The sequence below is a fragment of the Candidatus Nitrosopumilus sp. bin_7KS genome (assembly GCF_054095835.1).
In genome coordinates, this window is the sequence record NZ_JBSWSO010000002.1 from 225816 (window position 1) to 242119 (window position 16304).

At 32.8% G+C, this 16304-nt stretch carries 19 protein-coding genes and 2 tRNA genes; 11 read left to right on the plus strand and 10 right to left on the minus strand.

Annotated elements, in window-relative coordinates; genetic code table 11:
• Positions 1-28: 28 nt before the first annotated feature.
• Positions 29-280, minus strand: coding sequence for a hypothetical protein (locus ACW9W4_RS01695; protein WP_457760800.1), 252 nt, complete (start codon positions 278-280; stop codon positions 29-31).
• Between the two features lie 81 nt (positions 281-361).
• On the opposite strand from ACW9W4_RS01695, the gene ACW9W4_RS01700 reads away from it, so the two are divergent.
• The gene (locus tag ACW9W4_RS01700) at positions 362-853 is read left to right on the plus strand and encodes a hypothetical protein (RefSeq protein ID WP_457760801.1); all 492 of its coding nucleotides are present in this window, start codon (positions 362-364) and stop codon (positions 851-853) included.
• 65 nt (positions 854-918) lie between these two features.
• Here ACW9W4_RS01700 and ACW9W4_RS01705 read toward each other — a convergent pair whose 3' ends face one another.
• The 3 genes from ACW9W4_RS01705 to ACW9W4_RS01715 all read right to left on the minus strand — a co-directional run bounded on the left by ACW9W4_RS01705 (position 919) and on the right by ACW9W4_RS01715 (position 4550).
• A complete protein-coding gene (locus ACW9W4_RS01705; RefSeq protein ID WP_457760802.1) occupies positions 919-1245 on the minus strand; it encodes a hypothetical protein in 327 nt (108 codons plus the stop codon).
• Between the two features lie 78 nt (positions 1246-1323).
• The gene (locus ACW9W4_RS01710; RefSeq protein ID WP_457760803.1) at positions 1324-2478 is read right to left on the minus strand and encodes a PAS domain-containing sensor histidine kinase; all 1155 of its coding nucleotides are present in this window, start codon (positions 2476-2478) and stop codon (positions 1324-1326) included.
• Between the two features lie 176 nt (positions 2479-2654).
• Positions 2655-4550, minus strand: a complete 1896-nt coding sequence (locus ACW9W4_RS01715; RefSeq protein ID WP_457760804.1) for a DUF4377 domain-containing protein — start codon at positions 4548-4550, stop codon at positions 2655-2657.
• A 290-nt stretch (positions 4551-4840) separates the two neighbouring features.
• Here ACW9W4_RS01715 and ACW9W4_RS01720 point away from each other — a divergent pair, with 290 nt between their 5' ends.
• Positions 4841-5191, plus strand: coding sequence for a DUF1722 domain-containing protein (locus ACW9W4_RS01720; RefSeq protein WP_457760805.1), 351 nt, complete (start codon positions 4841-4843; stop codon positions 5189-5191).
• Between the two features lie 272 nt (positions 5192-5463).
• On the opposite strand, the gene ACW9W4_RS01725 is transcribed toward ACW9W4_RS01720, so the two are convergent.
• A complete protein-coding gene (locus tag ACW9W4_RS01725) occupies positions 5464-6573 on the minus strand; it encodes a hypothetical protein (protein ID WP_457760806.1) in 1110 nt (369 codons plus the stop codon).
• A gap of 99 nt (positions 6574-6672) precedes the next feature.
• Between ACW9W4_RS01725 and ACW9W4_RS01730 the strand changes: the two genes are divergently transcribed.
• The 3 genes from ACW9W4_RS01730 (at position 6673) to ACW9W4_RS01740 (ending at position 8157) form a co-directional block, all read left to right on the plus strand.
• Positions 6673-6972: a hypothetical protein gene (locus ACW9W4_RS01730; RefSeq protein WP_457760807.1), complete on the plus strand. Its 300-nt coding sequence runs from the start codon at positions 6673-6675 to the stop codon at positions 6970-6972.
• A 142-nt stretch (positions 6973-7114) separates the two neighbouring features.
• Positions 7115-7591 carry a hypothetical protein gene (locus ACW9W4_RS01735; protein WP_457760808.1) on the plus strand — a complete coding sequence of 159 codons (477 nt, stop codon included), beginning with the start codon at positions 7115-7117 and terminating at the stop codon, positions 7589-7591.
• Positions 7588-8157 carry a hypothetical protein gene (locus ACW9W4_RS01740; protein WP_457760809.1) on the plus strand — a complete coding sequence of 190 codons (570 nt, stop codon included), beginning with the start codon at positions 7588-7590 and terminating at the stop codon, positions 8155-8157. The genes ACW9W4_RS01735 and ACW9W4_RS01740 overlap by 4 nt, the downstream gene beginning before the upstream one ends.
• Before the next feature lie 173 nt (positions 8158-8330).
• Here the strand turns inward: ACW9W4_RS01740 and ACW9W4_RS01745 are convergent.
• Positions 8331-8405: transfer RNA gene (locus ACW9W4_RS01745), tRNA-Val, on the minus strand.
• A 79-nt stretch (positions 8406-8484) separates the two neighbouring features.
• Between ACW9W4_RS01745 and ACW9W4_RS01750 the strand changes: the two genes are divergently transcribed.
• Together ACW9W4_RS01750 and ACW9W4_RS01755 are read left to right on the plus strand one after the other, a co-directional pair.
• Entirely contained in the window at positions 8485-9501 is a 1017-nt protein-coding gene (locus ACW9W4_RS01750) for a glycosyltransferase (RefSeq protein ID WP_457760810.1), read from the plus strand.
• Between the two features lie 45 nt (positions 9502-9546).
• On the plus strand, positions 9547-10962 hold the full coding sequence (locus ACW9W4_RS01755; protein ID WP_457760811.1) for an amino acid kinase family protein: 1416 nt from the start codon (positions 9547-9549) through the stop codon (positions 10960-10962).
• A gap of 149 nt (positions 10963-11111) precedes the next feature.
• On the opposite strand, the gene ACW9W4_RS01760 is transcribed toward ACW9W4_RS01755, so the two are convergent.
• Complete coding sequence (locus ACW9W4_RS01760) at positions 11112-11318, minus strand: hypothetical protein (RefSeq protein ID WP_457760812.1); 207 nt, start codon at positions 11316-11318, stop codon at positions 11112-11114.
• A gap of 97 nt (positions 11319-11415) precedes the next feature.
• Here ACW9W4_RS01760 and ACW9W4_RS01765 point away from each other — a divergent pair, with 97 nt between their 5' ends.
• Genes ACW9W4_RS01765 through ACW9W4_RS01775 form a run of 3 tightly spaced genes read left to right on the plus strand, consistent with a single transcriptional unit; the run spans position 11416 to position 13124 of the window.
• A complete protein-coding gene (locus ACW9W4_RS01765) occupies positions 11416-12330 on the plus strand; it encodes a branched-chain amino acid transaminase (RefSeq protein WP_457760813.1) in 915 nt (304 codons plus the stop codon).
• Between the two features lie 40 nt (positions 12331-12370).
• Positions 12371-12532: a hypothetical protein gene (locus ACW9W4_RS01770; RefSeq protein ID WP_179362911.1), complete on the plus strand. Its 162-nt coding sequence runs from the start codon at positions 12371-12373 to the stop codon at positions 12530-12532.
• 37 nt (positions 12533-12569) lie between these two features.
• The gene (locus tag ACW9W4_RS01775; protein ID WP_457760814.1) at positions 12570-13124 is read left to right on the plus strand and encodes a class I SAM-dependent methyltransferase; all 555 of its coding nucleotides are present in this window, start codon (positions 12570-12572) and stop codon (positions 13122-13124) included.
• Between the two features lie 2 nt (positions 13125-13126).
• On the opposite strand, the gene ACW9W4_RS01780 is transcribed toward ACW9W4_RS01775, so the two are convergent.
• Positions 13127-14926, minus strand: a complete 1800-nt coding sequence (locus ACW9W4_RS01780; RefSeq protein WP_457760815.1) for a sensor histidine kinase — start codon at positions 14924-14926, stop codon at positions 13127-13129.
• Between the two features lie 178 nt (positions 14927-15104).
• On the opposite strand from ACW9W4_RS01780, the gene ACW9W4_RS01785 reads away from it, so the two are divergent.
• Complete coding sequence (locus ACW9W4_RS01785) at positions 15105-15476, plus strand: response regulator (RefSeq protein ID WP_457760816.1); 372 nt, start codon at positions 15105-15107, stop codon at positions 15474-15476.
• Between the two features lie 44 nt (positions 15477-15520).
• Here the strand turns inward: ACW9W4_RS01785 and ACW9W4_RS01790 are convergent.
• Positions 15521-15594 (minus strand) — tRNA-Lys (locus ACW9W4_RS01790).
• Between the two features lie 59 nt (positions 15595-15653).
• The gene (locus ACW9W4_RS01795) at positions 15654-16256 is read right to left on the minus strand and encodes an SRPBCC family protein (protein ID WP_457760817.1); all 603 of its coding nucleotides are present in this window, start codon (positions 16254-16256) and stop codon (positions 15654-15656) included.
• Positions 16257-16304 lie beyond the last annotated feature (48 nt).

The following is a 16304-nucleotide window of genomic DNA, read 5'->3' on the forward strand; positions in this document are numbered from 1 at the left end:
AAATCAGAGTAATTTAAGAATTCTTCATCTAAAGAGTGTCAATAATAGATTTTAGATTGTCTGGTAAATCTGGCAATTCAGTATGGCTTTCATTGTTTTGAAGAATTTCAGGTCCTATTCTTCTAACTCGTTGAGTTCCAATTAAAGTATCGATGTTTCTTTGAATATCCTTTTCAGATAGAATGGTCTTTAGTTTTTCATTTACAATTGCTTCATTTTCATATTTTTTTATCCCATATTGAACAAGGATAGTTTTTTCATCAGATGAAAACTCAGTCATGTTTTTCAAGAGTAGTTTATGGCTAATAGTCTTTTGTTAATCAAAGATAGTTAAAATATGATGAATTGCAAATGGACTTACTTGGAAAGTAAAGTACAATTAATTTCAAATGTGTTAAAAACAAAAAGATATGCTGCCATTGCAATAATTAGTGGCACAGGGTTAGGAATAATCTATTACTTTTTGACAATGTCAATGCTACCATCTCACTTGAGTACTACAATGGAGATAATGCCTTACTATATTTTGGCATCAGTCGGATTAACAATAGGGATTTCAGCATTAGCAGGAGTCAATTTTGCAATGATGGCATTTAAAATTAAGAGAATGCAGATGATGAATTCTGTCAAATCAAACTCATCAGCCGTATTAGGTGGAGCATTTGCAGCATTTACACCAGGATGTCCTGCATGCACTGCACCTTTAGCAGTAATTTTAGGTGCAGTTGGAGGATTATCATTATTTCCAATGCAGGGATTAGAATTAAAATTCATTTCAGTAGGAGTTTTAATTTTTTCAATTTGGTGGATTGCAAGAGGGCTACAAAGTAAAAGTTGTTGTAAAATAGGATAAAAATTAATCCATTGAACTCAGCCACCAAATTGGGGATAGAAATGAACACAGATAGGAATGAAAAATTAGATTAGTTTTCTAAGTACAGATAATGCCACACCATGTCTTTCAGGTGTAATCCATAATCTCTTGTATACAGAAAAGTCAGTTTCAAGAACGATTGCTTTTTTCTTTGTAGGTCTTGTTGCATCAAAATGAAACCAATCTCTAAAATTATTAGAACCAGATATTCTTAATCTACCTGAAAATAATCCCATCTTTTTCTCAGAGATTTTTCTAACATGTGATAATTTTACATCTTTTTTACCCCAAGGTAGACACCAAGATTTGAATCGTATTTTATCTTCAAAAATTTGAATGTGTTTATCATGATATAGAGGAGTTTTTGACATACTTTGTTAGAAAATTTTCCAAATTAAAATGAATCCTATGGATTCACCTACCTTTTTGGGGATGAAAATGGACGCAAATTATTCTAAAGGTAACAATATGTGAATCTCAGCTCCCTTTCCTCTTCCCTCAGACTCTGCCCAGATCTTACCATTATGATTATCGACAATACCTTTACAAATTGCCAAGCCTAAACCAGTGCCTCCACCTTCACGAGTAATACTGTTGTCAACCTGATAAAATTTTACAAATATTTTATCTAGTTTTGGACGGTTGATTCCAACTCCTTGATCTTTAATTACAATTTTTGCATAAGAGCCATTCTTGTTCAACTTGACATGAAGTTTATCCCCATCTTCTGAATATTTTATTGAATTTGAAATAATATTTGTCAAAACTTGCTTAATTCTGATCTTATCACATAGACATGCAATATTTCCTTGTAAATCAGATATGATTGAAATATTTTTTTTCTCTAAAAGAGGATACATACTAGAAATTGATTCATTGACTATCTCATGTAAATTATGAATTTCTTTATAAAATAATAATTTCTTAAGTTCCATTTTTTGAGCATCCAAAAGATCACTAATCATATCTAGAAGGGTAGAAGAACTTGATCTAATTATTTTAAGTTTAGATTTTATATTTTCATTCATACTTCCATATTGTTCTGCCAAAATAAGATCAAGGTATCCATTTATTGGAACTAGAGGTGTTTTTAATTCATGTGATACCATGCCAATAAATTCACTTTTTTGTAAATCTTGTTTTTTAAGTTGCTCTACTTGTTTTAAAATTAAATCATCTTTTAATTTTAATTCATCGTAAAATTTTGTCATGTCTCTTAGTACAGTATTACTTCCCATTAATTTTCCATTTTTGTCATACAAATTAATGGCATTTAGTAAGACTGGAAAAATACTACCATCTTTTCTTTCTAGATAAATTTCTACATCTAAAGATGTTCCTTTGCTCTTCCAATTTTCAAAACATTCATTCATGGTAGACAAACTTTTTTCAGCAGTGTGATCAAAAATGGTTTTCCCAATTATTTCTTTTTTTGAATAGCCAAGATTTTTTGCATATGATTTGTTACAAGAAATAATTATTCCTTTTGTATCTACAGTCCTATAAAGTCCAGGAGATTCTTCATAAAGATTCTGGTATATTTCTGGTAAATTTAAATCACTATTATTCTCAAAATTAACTTCAATCTCTTTGCTTTCTACCATGGATAATTTTACATATTTTCATACATTATAGTCTGTATGTTATTTTCAATAACATTGAACAAATTAGGCATAATATGGGCCCACGGGGATTCACCTACCAATTTGGGGGATAAAAATGGACGCAGATAGAAGTAAAATAATAATTTTTGAGTTCATCTAATCTAATTCATCTTAGATTATTGTGAACTAAGATGCTCTACCATTGCAGTACAGTGATCAGTCATGAATGCATCTAGATTTCCAAGTTTTCCAGTCCATTGTAAAATTGTATTTGTGGTGCAAGTTTCAATCGGTGTAGAATCAGATGAATCTAATGCACTTTGAGCATTTTTCATTACATCTAATGTGAATATTTTGTTTGTTTCAACATGTTTTTTTGTTGCTAAAAGTTCAGTATGTCCTGAAATTAGAACTTCAAAATCAATGGTTTGCAAAGTATCATGGGTTTGCAAATAAAGATCAATGTCAGGAGTAACTCCAAATGCTCGATATGGAGATTCTCCAGGTCTCATCAAATCATCAAGCATTGCAATTTTTTGTTCTGGCAATAAAATCAGCAAGTTTCCTTTAGAATGAAAATCACCCAAGTTGTAAAGTTCAATTATTTTGTTGCCAATTTCTAATCTGGTATAATCACCCTCAACTATTTGATTTGGAATTGGTCTGTCGGGATTATTTTCTTCTTTTAAAAGTTCTGTAGCATCTTTGTGAGCAATGTAAGTTATGTCAGAGGGAAATATTTCTCCTGCAGCACCAGTATGATCTTGATGATGGTGCGAGTAAATCATGTGAGTTATTGGTTCATCAGTTACATCTTTTATTGCATCAAGATATTTTTCTCCTATTGGGGAAGGTGCATCAACTGCAACTACCCCCTGTCCCGTAGTCATAAACATAGTCTGATATCCACTTGAGACTAACCAATACACGCCATCTGCAATTTCTAAAACAGAATAACCCTTTTCAGGATCAGATTTTAACGGATTTGATGTGTAACTAAGAATATTCTCAAACAAAGATGGAACTTCATCAGAGTCAGTTAGTGTAATGTCAGTACATTCTCCAACATGGTTTACTGCAATATGATTTGATTCTATCATACACATGTTACCATATGTTTTGCCATCAATGCCACATACTGGTGCATACTGTAATGTACATGCAAAAACGGGATAGGATGTCTGCCATCCACGTTCTAGGAATTTTTGTTTGGATTGGTCATTTACACATGCAGGGGAGCCATCATGAGATTTGAAAATTAGATTTGTTCCTTCTGAACAAATTACATCAGAGGCAGCAATTCCTGCATTTCCTTGTTGTGATGGTCTAAGGTAAGGTTGCTCTTTTCCATCCATGACACAGACTTTTCCTGGATAAATTCCAGGTCCACATCGGTCATTTAATACACAAATATTTCCAAGTGGAACAAATCCAGGAGCACAAATATTTTTGTATGGAATATGTTTTGCAAATGATTTTTTATCAAGGATTTCTACAAGTTCATATTTTTTACTTGATGCATCAGCAGGGGGGTTTGAGATATCAGTTACTTTAACTGAAATTTGATAAGATTTTCCTTCAACAAAGTCAAATCCTTCAATAGAACTATAGAAATTCTTCCAATCAGAATTAGTGTCTTCACGAACTTTCATGCATTTTTGTGGACCAACACCTACACAATCAACCAAGTTAGAGTCAACGAATAGAGTTTTGATTTCAGACGGAGTTTCTAATCCCAGATCTATACGTACTTGTTTCCTCATTTGATCAAGTTCAACTTTTGGAATATCAAGACTCACCATTTTTCTAATCTGATTCATCAAGACTAGTCCTTCTTGATCATGAGATAATTTTCCTCCTGTTTCTTCAAATGCATAATATATTTTCATAATCTCTAGGCGTTGGTTTGTATCATCCTCATCAGGATTATTCATCCAATTCTCAACCATTACTTTTAACTCCTGTTGGGTTACTGAAGGATTTTCATTTACTTTAGTTTCATCTGCTAGAGATTCCTGCATTCCCACAATCCCAAATAACACTAGAGGTAGCACAAACCAGATTAATTTCATATCATATCTGAGAATAAATGCTTTAAATGGTTTGATGAAAACCAATTTTTACCAACTTCTAATCACTTACTCTTGAAGTTGATGATAAACGTACATCAATTAACAATTAGCACTAGAAAAAGATATTAAAATTCTTCAAATACTGTAGAAAAATTTTTTGTGTGATGAGCCAAAAATCATTAAAATTTTCAGATGTTAGGAATTACGTACTAGAAAGATTCGAAGATGTAAAAACCAAGCCATCTATGAATAAACTAATAAAATTTCATACTTTTAACAAATTTCTTTTCATGGCATGTAGCCAGATAGAATTAAATAAATTAGGAAAAATTGTTGCAAATCAAAAAAAACTGCACATTGAAGACATGTTAGATAGTTATGAGAAACACCTAAAGAGTATTTTATCCAAAATACCAACTCGATCAAGACATGCAAATGTATTACGAAGGATGTATGGTCATTTTAATAAAAAAATACCAAAAACTGAACAGAAAACAATAGAACATTTAATTTCTGAATATCAAAAAGACAACATAACACTAAGTGATGTATTACACAAACTAAGAACCATAACATTTGATATTGATAATATGTATGTTGTAAAACAATCATATTTTCTTTTATTTGTAAATAAAATTTAGATGTTTTATCACAACTAGGAATACTTTAGAAAACATGGTCTCATTTTTCATCTTTTTAGATTCAATTCTATAGAGGCCAGATACTGTTTTGGGGAATTAAAAAGACGCAAAGTGGAATCCAAAAAGGTTTGAACCATTTTTGTAGATAAAAAAAGATTCGATTCAACTTCACGGGGATTCACCTACACCATCTTGGGAATAGAAATGGACGCTGATAGGCATGAAAATTGAGTTTAGAAAAATAAAAAAATAGATTGCTTTGAAAAGAAATATCATCCCTTTAGTTGTGATGTTCCTCGGTTTGTCTGATATCTCCCAGCAGAACTTGATATTGGAACTGACTCCAAATGTGCAGGATCAATTCCTGACTGCTCTGAGCTAGTTCTCTTTGCCTTTCTGTCACTAATTACAAAGAATCCTACAGCTGCTGCAACCCCAAGTCCAGATATACCATACATTGTAATTACCTGCATGTCATCTTCTTTTACAATAACTGGTGCATCATCCTGAATTGTGAATACCTCAACTTTTCCTATCCTAGATTCGCTGACATATCCTTCAATGACAATTGTTGCATCATCTTGGGACTCTATTGAGCGAATTGAATACTCTTCTCCGTCAATTGTAAATTCCTGATACATCTTTTTGTCTTCACAGAATCCAAGGTATACTGTGCATATTCCCATTGAATAATTGGTAATTACTGTGCCTGAAAACTTGAAATCTACAGTCTCACTCATCTTGGCAGTAGGATCAAACATGGATTCCCATCTATGTAGTGGAAATTCAGAAATTCCTGCAGCATCAATTAGGGGGCTCTCAAGTATCCCCATTGCCTCACTACCAGACAAATATTCTAATGCCGTACCATGAGATACTGCAAGAACACTGCTTGGAGAGTTGATATCATATTCTCCAAATTCAGTATCTACAGGTATCACTCCCTCAATTGAGAATCCCCTCCATTGAGAATCCAAAGTACTTGAATCTCCAACATAGTGGTTCTGAATTGTAGGGTTTAGTATTATTCTATACTCTATACCGATTGATTTTTCCTGCACTGATACAAGTGCAGAGTATTTTCCAGAGATATCAGTAACCTTTGCAAAAGATTTTTTCTCTAGTTCTGCATTTATCTGAGATATGATAGAGTTAGAATTTGTTTTGTCAAGATCAAATGATACCTTGATGCCGTTACCCATCAATCTTTGTAGTTCTGCATCACCATCATAGGTTATTGTAATTATTCTTGTAAATTGATATGTTGGGATAAATTCGTCTGAATCTTTTGCAATTGCTGCATCCAGTTGTGCAGCATACACATGATTAATAGATGATGCAGATAACATCAACATCAAAAATACTACAAACACTTTGTACATGTGTCATATAGGTTACAATTACATAAAACACTAGCAAGAAATTATTTTTATTGAGAAAATGATTTGGGTTTTTTATCACATGTATGCAATTACACTCTCATGCAAAAACAATCTGTTTTGTTAACAGGAGTATCACTTGCATTGCTAGTTGTTATGATACAGCCAGCCTTTGCACAGTATGATATTTCTGAAAAGGGACTATATGAAGGAATGAAAGACTCTAGAATCAAAGTAGAGATTGCAACACATAAAGATGCAACAGGTTCTGGCACTCCTGTATTTGCAGCTGATGGAATAGTTGGAGCATCCATCTTGTCTGCGGGAGTTTTTGGCGGAGTTGCAACAACATTCTTTCTTCGAGGCAGAAAAGGCAAGTATGCCGCAATGGGAAGGGGTTAAACCCCTCTTTTTTAGGCACAAATTTTTGCTTCTATTTAAGCAATAATTTTTTTTCCAAAAATAACAAAGGGTAGAATTTCTTAAGTAAGATTTTGACCTATATCATGGTACAATGCCAAACCAGTTTTCCCAACTATTATGCATGGATACAATTCGAGACGCAAACAACAATCTTGAACCAGGTGAGAGAACAATGCTTGCATGTGAGAACAAGCTTCCAAGACATGCAATAAAGTCAGCTCTTACAATAAGCAAGGATCATGACCATACCTTGTGGATTGAGCTGTATGAACACAGCCTTGCAGAAAAAATAATAGACATCTACAGTGATCCAGTAAAGCGCAAGATTCTATTGCACATTGACAAACCAATTGCAAAAGATGAGCTTCTTGAAAAATGCGGAGTCTCATTGTCTTCAGCATACCGCAAGTTCAATGAGCTGTTACATGACGGATTCATCTTGCCTGTTGGATATACAAAATCAGAAAAACGTGTTAGAGTGTTTGACAAAATAATTTCAAAGGCAGAGTTTAGTGTATCAACTAAAATCAGCCAGATAAGATTGCAGGTAAACCTATCACGTTTGCCCACAGCAAAATTAGGAGTAGTCTACCCATGACTGCAATGGAGACTCTCCTTGCCACTCCTTTTGAGAAAACATTTACAGATTTTGTAGACAATGATGATATCACAAAAATCAAAAATAATTTATTTGAGCAGTATCAGATAACACTTGCATCATCACTGAAAGACTTTGAAAAGTTTGAGTGTATCACAGAAAAAATTATGGGCCATGACGGCTCATCAACAATCAAAAAAACATTAGATAAGATATGTCATCAGGAACCCCAATCAAAACATAAAATAGAAATCAAAGATGAGTCACTAAAAAACGCAATCTTAAATGCTTATGATGATCCACTCAAAAAACACATCATGGATATTGCATTTGATTATCCTCTGACTCTATGGGAGATTGCATCAAGGGTAAGATATGGCAGCTTTTCATTATCTGAGAACATATCATATCTGATATCTCACGGATTACTCACAACACTTGACTTGAAGGATTCTGATGAGAACAAAAAATACTATTCAACAATTGATGATATCTCAGTAAAAATTGATGAGAGTGAGTTTCGTGTTTATGTCACCATTAATGATATCTCTGAAGAAACTCCATAGACTAGTTTTCATTTTCTTTTTCTGAAAAAAAAAGTCAGTCATAAAGTATACTCTTCTTAGGTATGAATCCGTTGAGACTTGAACCCTTTTAGAAAAAGAAAAACTCCACTGGCAACACATGTATCAAAATCTAATTTCTCTTTTGGGCCCACCCCCCATATTGGGAACAAAAATGGGCCCACGGGGATTTGAACCCCGGATCTTCGCCGTGTAAGGGCGACGTCATAACCGACCTGGACTATGAGCCCAGAAACCTACCTTGTTAAAATCCATTTAAACTTTGAGACAAGAGAAAATCTAGAAATTTGATAAGAAATCAAGAAAATCATGAATGATTATAGTTTTTTTTCCAGCCCAATTGGATTAGGTCATGTAACTCGAGACATTGCAATTGTAAACAATTTTGAAAACATTTCAACAGATTTTATCACTGGAAGCGGTGCTGCAAAAATTCTAAAAAAATTAAATTTCAAAGTACAAGATCTTTACAATCCACCATCTTTCATTATTGAAAATGGAACTTTAAAGAATCCAGCAAAATGGTTGTGGAATTATTATCAATATTATAGAGATTGTAAAAACATTTCAGAAAAATTACTTGAAAACAATAAACCAGATTTGTTAATTAGTGATGAAGATTTTGCATCACTAACTGTTGCACAAAATATTAAAATCCCAACAGTATTAGTCACTGATGTTTTTGAGACACGTTTCACTAAAGGCATAGCATCATTTATAGAAAAAAAAATGAATAAATCAATGCAAGAGATTATAAAAAAATGTGATGTTGTAATATTTCCAGAAAATGGAGATGACTATGACAATGTCAAAATGGTAGGCTCCATAGTCAGACAAATTAATTCAACTAGAGATGAATTAAGAAAAAAGTTTTCTTTTGAAAAAAAGACCATACTCATATCAATTGGTGGTACAAGTGCAGGATTATTTCTAATTGAAAAATCACTACAGAGCATCTCAAAAATTAATCAAGAGCTAGACATAGTTTTAGTTTCAGGACCAGCAGTAAACAAAAAATATGAAAATGTAAGAAATCTAGGATTTGTGGATAACTTACATGAATTAATTTTTGCAGCAGATGTAATCATTTCATTGGCAGGGAAATCAACTATAGATGAGGCTAAGGCATATGGTACTCCTGCAATATTCATTCCCATAAAGGGACATTTTGAGCAAGAAGATAATGCAAAGGAACTAGGTTTTGTTTTTGAAGATCTAGACAGATTACAAGAATTAATTTTAGAGAAATTAGAAGAAAAACGAATTCAAGTAAACACAACAGGTGCAAAGATAGCAGCTGAAATTATTCAAAAATTAACAAAATAACAATCAAATGCTTAATAGAAGGCGATTTTGATTTGATAAAGTACTATGACTAAGCTAATAGTTGCCAAATTCGGTGGCAGTGCACTAGGTCCAAATGGTGAATTTATTCCAAAAGTTATTCAGAGAATTGATAAATTAAAAACAGACTCTAAAGTTATTGCAGTTTTTTCAGCACCATTAACAATTTATGATGAAAAAAAACGTTCATTGACTGATGTTGTGTTAGAGCAGGGTAGAAATGCAGAGAAAGGAGAAAAACCATCTTTAGATATTGTAAAATCAACTTATCAAAAAATTCTTGGTAAAGTAGATGAGAATAACAAGGAAAATTGTATAAAAACAATTGATTATCATCTAGAAAAAGCACAAAGTGCACTAGATGAGGCCTATACCAATAAAGAATTTGCAAATGAAGTACGCTCTAAAGCATTAGCATTTTCAGGGGAGATTTTGATGTCTCACGTCATGAATCATATTCTACGAAGCAATGGCATCAAATCTGAAGCAGTGAAATTTGATGATTGGCCAATAATTACAGATAAAAATATAGAATTTACAAATTTTCTTGCTGCAGAATCTAGAGAGAGAATGAACAAAACCGTAGATCTTGTAGAGAATAATGAGGTAGTTACCATAGGTGGATTTATTGGAAAAACCATAGAGAATATCACTACAACATACGAGCGTGGCGGTTCAGATAGAACAGCGGCTGATCTAGGGATATTATTTCATAAAAAATATGAAACCAGCATTGATTTTGAAAAAGACAGTTCAGTGGTTTCAGCAGATCCAAAAATTGTTAATTCTGATCTAAGAGAAATTACTCAATTGTCATATAACGAGGCAAGACTTGCAGGAATGTTTGGAATGAAAATTTTAGATCCAATTGCAATTAAAGAAATTGTAGAAAATGGTGTAGACATACCAATTACTATCACTAATATGAAATTTCCAGAAAAAACTACCACTATTAAGAGAAATTTAGAGGAACAAAAAGGACACCCAATAAAAATAGTTACAGGAAAAGAAAACTGTGCTATTTTTAGAATTGAGACAAGTGCTATCCAAAAATTATTAACATCTCTAGAAAAAGACAAACATTATAGTGAATTTGTAATTCTATCACCATTTACAAAAGATGGAATTGAATTTTCAAGAATATTATTTTTAGATGGAGAATATGTAAAAAGAAATGAAAAATATCTTTTAGCATTTGATTCACTTGCTACTATCACATACAACAGAGGAGTCATTACATTAATCGGAGATGAAATGTGGAGAGTTCAGCAAGTTGTATCTAGAACTAGTGCAAAAATTGGAGAATCTGGACTAAACATATTGAACATGGATGCACAAGAAGAAACATCACGAATAATTATTGTTGTAGAAGATACACATGACAATATTGCAAAAGCCATCAAGGCAATACATCAAGAAATATCAAACATAAATTTTGAATAATGTAAAGTGGCGTTACGGGCTTTCACCTGTAAACCGCCATCATGGGTTTATTCTTGGACCTTTATCTAGAGTTAGTCCGGCGTTACCCAAAACACGCGATACTACAAGTTGAAGTTTCTAGTATATAGACCTGATCCATATAGGTCTGTTCACATACGCTCAGCTACATACCAAAGAACGATACCTATACCCAACAAGGCATACCACTTGTAATTCCTTTTATTCATGAAAATATTTGCTGAGCCTAAATCTTCATCTTTGTATGCAGTTAATCGAATTTTTCTCATTTCAAATGCCTGACCAACTAAGCCTATCACAAGTAAAATTATTCCAGCAAAGCCCAAAATCCATTCCATGGTAATAATTTACGACTAATCAGATATGTAGTTTAAGATGGCTCAAAATCAATAAGAAAAATAATTCTTTAAATTAGCATAGATTTTTTGCTCTCCTATGAAAGAGATTGGTAAAATATGGATGAATGGAAAACTAGTCCCATTCAAAGATGCCAAAGTTCATGTTTTAACTCACGCATTACACTATTCAACATCAATTTTTGAAGGAATTAGATGCTATGATACCCCAAATGGATCTGCAATTTTTAGATTACCAGAACATGTTGATAGATTTTTCAAATCTGCAAAACTATATTCTATGAAAATGCAATTCTCAAAAAAAGTAATTTCAGATGCAATTGTAAAAACAGTTCAAGTGGGAGGACTCAAAGAGTCATACATTAGGCCACTGGCATATTATGGATACGGAACAATGGGATTAACTCCTACTACAAACAAAGTAGATATTTCAATTGCTTGCTGGGAATGGAAGATGGGAGAATCAAAAGCAGGTAAATTTTCTGGAGCAAAATGTAAAGTATCTAGTTGGGCCAAAATAGATTCAAGATCTCAGCCAATGCAAGCAAAAGCTGCATCAAACTATGCAAATGCTGCACTTGCAAGAATGGAAGCATTAGAAAATGGATATGATGAAGCAATCATGTTAAACTATCATGGCAAAGTTGCAGAGGGTAGTGCTGAAAATATTTTCATAATTAAAGACGACATTATTCAAACTCCTCCACTTTCAGCTGGTGGATTAGAGGGAATCACCAGAGATAGTATTATTCAGATTATCGAAGAGAATGGTGGATTTGTAATTGAACGTGATTTGGAACGAGATGATCTTTACAATGCAGATGAAATTTTCATGACAGGTACTGCAGCAGAAGTAAAGTCAGTAACTCAGATAGACAAAGTAAAAATTGGAAACGGAAAGATGGGCAATATTACCAAAGCACTACAAAAATCATTTACTGATGTAGTCATGGGTAAAGATGAAAGATTTTTGCCTTGGTTGACATTTATCTAAATTCCATGAAGTTTTTTACCTGCAATAAGGACTAGAAATTATGGATTCATGCTCTCCAGGAGAAACACAAGAAATTTGCTGGTTTTGTAGAAAAGGCCGTCATGATGATTGCATGAAGGAAATTCCCACACAAGGAAAATCAGATGGACCTCATGATTGTACATTTGATACAAAACTTATCCCTTGCAAATGTCAGCACTAACAACTAATATCAAATACATCTTTGTTTGAAAAACACTATGAGTTACAATGAAGAGTTTTGGAATAGATATTCAGATGAGAATGAATCAAGATATAATGAAGAATTTGCAAAATTTGTGAGAGATTTAGCTACATCATTACGTTGTGCAAGTGTTTTGGAGATTGGTTGCGGTACAGGAATAGATCTAAGACTATTTCCAGACACAATTCAATTTGGAGGTATTGACCTAAATGATCATGCATTAGATATTGCAAAAGAAAAAGTACCAAATGGGAATTTCAAAAATGGGTCGATAACTAATCTGCCTTTTGAGGATTCGTCAATAGATTTTGTTTTCACTCATGGATTAATGAATTATCTAGATGATGATACATTAGAGAAAGGAATTGCAGAAATGTTCAGAGTTTCAAGACGATGGATAATGAATTGTGAAAAATTTGATGAAATTGAAAAGCAGATCGATGAGAATCAAAAATCACGCAACATGCAAAATAGATGGTTAAACTATAAAGTCAAATTTGTCAGCAATGTGGATATGCATGAAGATATAGAACCAGATAAACCCAGATTTACATTACTAAAAAAACTATAATTTTATTTTGATTGTAGTTTTACTTGCGATATTGTAAGAATTTTAGGTAGAATTATTGTAAAAGTAGTAGGGTTGTTTTCTATAGAGATTTCTCCCTGATGCTGCTCAACAATATTTTTACAGCTGGCCAAGCCTAATCCAGTACCTTTTTGCTTAGTTGTAAACAAAGGCTCAAAGATTTTAGATTTGTTTTCATCAGAAATCCCCTCTCCTGAATCAATGAATTTTAAAACTGCCAAGTTACTTTGTTCAGATATTTTAATTTCAATTTTTCCACCATTAGGCATTGCTTGAATTGAATTAACTATTAGATTGATAAACACGGCATCAAGTTTGACTAAATCACAGTCAATATCTACATCATTTTTATCCAATTTAATTTGTACATCATTTGGAATATTCACTTTATCTATAGAACTTTGAACAAGTTCCTTTAATGAAACATTTTTCAGATTTAGAGGAGAGTTTCTAACATAGCCTAAAACATCATCAACTTGATGAGAAATTCTATCAATGCTTTTTTCAATTAAGTTTATACGTTTTATGACAGTCTCATCTGATAATTTTGAATCGGCTGGTGATTGTTTGATTAAATCAAGAGACATTTTCATTACGGATAGTGGGTTTCTCAAATCATGTGCAAGACGACCAGATAATTCACCTATTGCAGATAATCTTTCAGATTTTAGAATTTGATGTGTTTTCTCTTCAACAAGATTTTCTAAATTATCCCGTTGTTCGATGAGTTCAGTTGTTCTCATTTTTACTAGACGTGAAAGATTTTTGTTAATTGTGAGAACTATGGCTGCAAAAACTCCCAACATTGCAACAATGCCCAACATTATTGTTTGATTTGAAGAGTCTGGATCAGTTTCAATAAATATTGAATGCACTAGAGCCATGAGAATTACCATACAAACTATTGCTAATGTTAATGGAATTCCAAATTTAGTAATGGTTTCAAACTGTACATTTTCAGAAAAAAATATTGAACTATTTTGTTCTCCTGGAATATTTGCAATTTTTAGACGAATGTGAAAAGCAAAAACTATCAGAACATAGGTGTAAAGCCATAACAAATCAACAGGATGTCCATCATAGTATGTTCCATCAAGTTCTGCAAATAAGAAAAATGTGTCAGCTATTGTATAAATAATGAAACCAAACAAAATTAACATCCATGAAAGACTTGCTCCCTGTTTTGTAAGATACATGATACCAACAATTGCTGGAACAACTTGAATAGCACCTAAAATTGGATATGAAAGGGCGATTGAGGTTGCAAATATTTCTTCTCCAAACATATCATCATATGCAGCTAAAACAGACGGAATCAAAAATGAAATGGACAATCCAATTGCAAAAAGCCAAACATTTCGTCCAGTTTTTCTTAAAACAGGTTTCAGGGACATGAATAGAAAAATTGTCATTAATGGATAAGCTGCAGTATAGAAAATATCGGCCTCAGATGGAAATGGGGCTCCTTCCCACACATGATCATACAATTGCCAAATTTGTTCGGCAATAAACCAAAATGCAGCAGCTATAGCAAATAAAATAAATCCTTTTGCCTGATAGCTGTTTCGTTTGTAAAGTTTTATTGCAAGTAAGGAAGAATAAATTGCAACTAATGCTGGAAGAATTGCATATGCAGGAATTGCAATATATGAAAATTGAGTATCATCTAGAAAAGGTCTCAATTGATAGATTGCAGTAATTGCAATCATCACTATAACTAAACCAACAATAGTAGTCTTGTTACTATCAAGTGCAATTTTTGATATAGTATCTTTTTGACTCATTTCATGTATCCTCTTAACTTCATATCTTTTCCAAAATTTCTAGCATATACGTTTTCAAGTAATTTCAATTGCATTTTTCCTTAAAAACCATTGACAAAATCCATAGATAATTTGTAATGTGTCATATTTTTTACTTACGTATTATTTAATAATAAAGTATGAATATACTATACTGGGCATGGGTAGAACAATACTAGTAGTAGAAGATGATGTAGATTTGATTGGAATCTACAAAGAAATTTTAGAATTACATGAATTTGATGTAGATACCGCATTTGATGGTGAAGAAGGAGTTAAAAAATACATAGAGAAAAGACCTTCTCTTGTAATAATGGATGGGGATATGCCCATTCTTGATGGATATCAAGCATTCAAGCAGATTAAGGAAATAGATGCAAATGCCAATGTCATTATCGTAACTGGTTTCTCAGAGTTTGAACCTAAAAGTCAAGAAGCAATCAAGGAAGGGTTGATCAAAGTAATTTCAAAACCACTTGGGATTGATGAACTACTAGAGTTGGCAAAAAAATATACAGAAATTAAAGTATAACAATAATTTTATTTTTCAAAAAAATTACTTATAGAAATTAAAAGCGGGTCTAAAGGGATTCGGACCCTTGACAACCGGATTAAGAGTCCGGTGCGCTACCTGGCTGCGCCATAGACCCACCAAAATAGATATGCCCAGAGTTGTTATTAATCTTAAGATTTTAAAATAAATGAAAATTTAGTTTTGTGTTTTAGCTTCAATTTCATTGTATTTTTCAATGATTGCAGTAAGTGCAGTTGAAACTGGAACATCATTCATCTTTTTCTTTTCGGCTAGAAGTTTCTGGTATGCATCTAGTGTAATGTATACTGGAATTGAACCGTTTCCTTCTAGCAATCCTCTAACGTTGTAAAGAGCAGTTTCCATTCCTTTTTCAGCAGATTTTGCAAATTTTGCTTTATCCAAAATTGCTCCCAGAGGACCAAATGGCATATCATAGTCTACTGACATGGTTACTCTTGTAAGATTATTACCTAATGCTTTGAATTCATTGGTAATTTGCCAGTTCTTGAAAGGACCTTCAATTTGCTTGGCAGTGATTCTCTCGTTTTTAATGAATTCAGTTGTTTCACAATCCCACTCTAATCGTTTTCCGCTAAAGTCACCGATAATTCTAAAGGTTGTACCAACACCCATTCCTTCTTTAATGTCCATAGGAACGACTGTCATGCCTACTGTGTCATTTTTGATTTGATCAGAAACATGTTCCGGTCTTGCAAAATAGGTGAAAACATTCTCTACAGGTGTTTTGATATCGATTGATTTTGTTACGAGGGTCAACGATTGAGTTTCTTGCCAATAAGGATTTAAAGGTTTTGAAGATTTTCC

Coding starts and splice junctions, on each gene's coding strand:
- ACW9W4_RS01695 (WP_457760800.1), bottom strand. CDS start 280: ATGACTGAGTTTTCATCTGATGAAAAAACTATCCTTGTTCAATATGGG.
- ACW9W4_RS01705 (WP_457760802.1), bottom strand. CDS start 1,245: ATGTCAAAAACTCCTCTATATCATGATAAACACATTCAAATTTTTGAA.
- ACW9W4_RS01710 (WP_457760803.1), bottom strand. CDS start 2,478: ATGGTAGAAAGCAAAGAGATTGAAGTTAATTTTGAGAATAATAGTGAT.
- ACW9W4_RS01715 (WP_457760804.1), bottom strand. CDS start 4,550: ATGAAATTAATCTGGTTTGTGCTACCTCTAGTGTTATTTGGGATTGTG.
- ACW9W4_RS01720 (WP_457760805.1), top strand. CDS start 4,841: ATGGCATGTAGCCAGATAGAATTAAATAAATTAGGAAAAATTGTTGCA.
- ACW9W4_RS01725 (WP_457760806.1), bottom strand. CDS start 6,573: ATGTACAAAGTGTTTGTAGTATTTTTGATGTTGATGTTATCTGCATCA.
- ACW9W4_RS01730 (WP_457760807.1), top strand. CDS start 6,673: ATGCAAAAACAATCTGTTTTGTTAACAGGAGTATCACTTGCATTGCTA.
- ACW9W4_RS01735 (WP_457760808.1), top strand. CDS start 7,115: ATGGATACAATTCGAGACGCAAACAACAATCTTGAACCAGGTGAGAGA.
- ACW9W4_RS01740 (WP_457760809.1), top strand. CDS start 7,588: ATGACTGCAATGGAGACTCTCCTTGCCACTCCTTTTGAGAAAACATTT.
- ACW9W4_RS01750 (WP_457760810.1), top strand. CDS start 8,485: ATGAATGATTATAGTTTTTTTTCCAGCCCAATTGGATTAGGTCATGTA.
- ACW9W4_RS01755 (WP_457760811.1), top strand. CDS start 9,547: ATGACTAAGCTAATAGTTGCCAAATTCGGTGGCAGTGCACTAGGTCCA.
- ACW9W4_RS01760 (WP_457760812.1), bottom strand. CDS start 11,318: ATGGAATGGATTTTGGGCTTTGCTGGAATAATTTTACTTGTGATAGGC.
- ACW9W4_RS01765 (WP_457760813.1), top strand. CDS start 11,416: ATGAAAGAGATTGGTAAAATATGGATGAATGGAAAACTAGTCCCATTC.
- ACW9W4_RS01770 (WP_179362911.1), top strand. CDS start 12,371: ATGGATTCATGCTCTCCAGGAGAAACACAAGAAATTTGCTGGTTTTGT.
- ACW9W4_RS01775 (WP_457760814.1), top strand. CDS start 12,570: ATGAGTTACAATGAAGAGTTTTGGAATAGATATTCAGATGAGAATGAA.
- ACW9W4_RS01780 (WP_457760815.1), bottom strand. CDS start 14,926: ATGAGTCAAAAAGATACTATATCAAAAATTGCACTTGATAGTAACAAG.
- ACW9W4_RS01785 (WP_457760816.1), top strand. CDS start 15,105: ATGGGTAGAACAATACTAGTAGTAGAAGATGATGTAGATTTGATTGGA.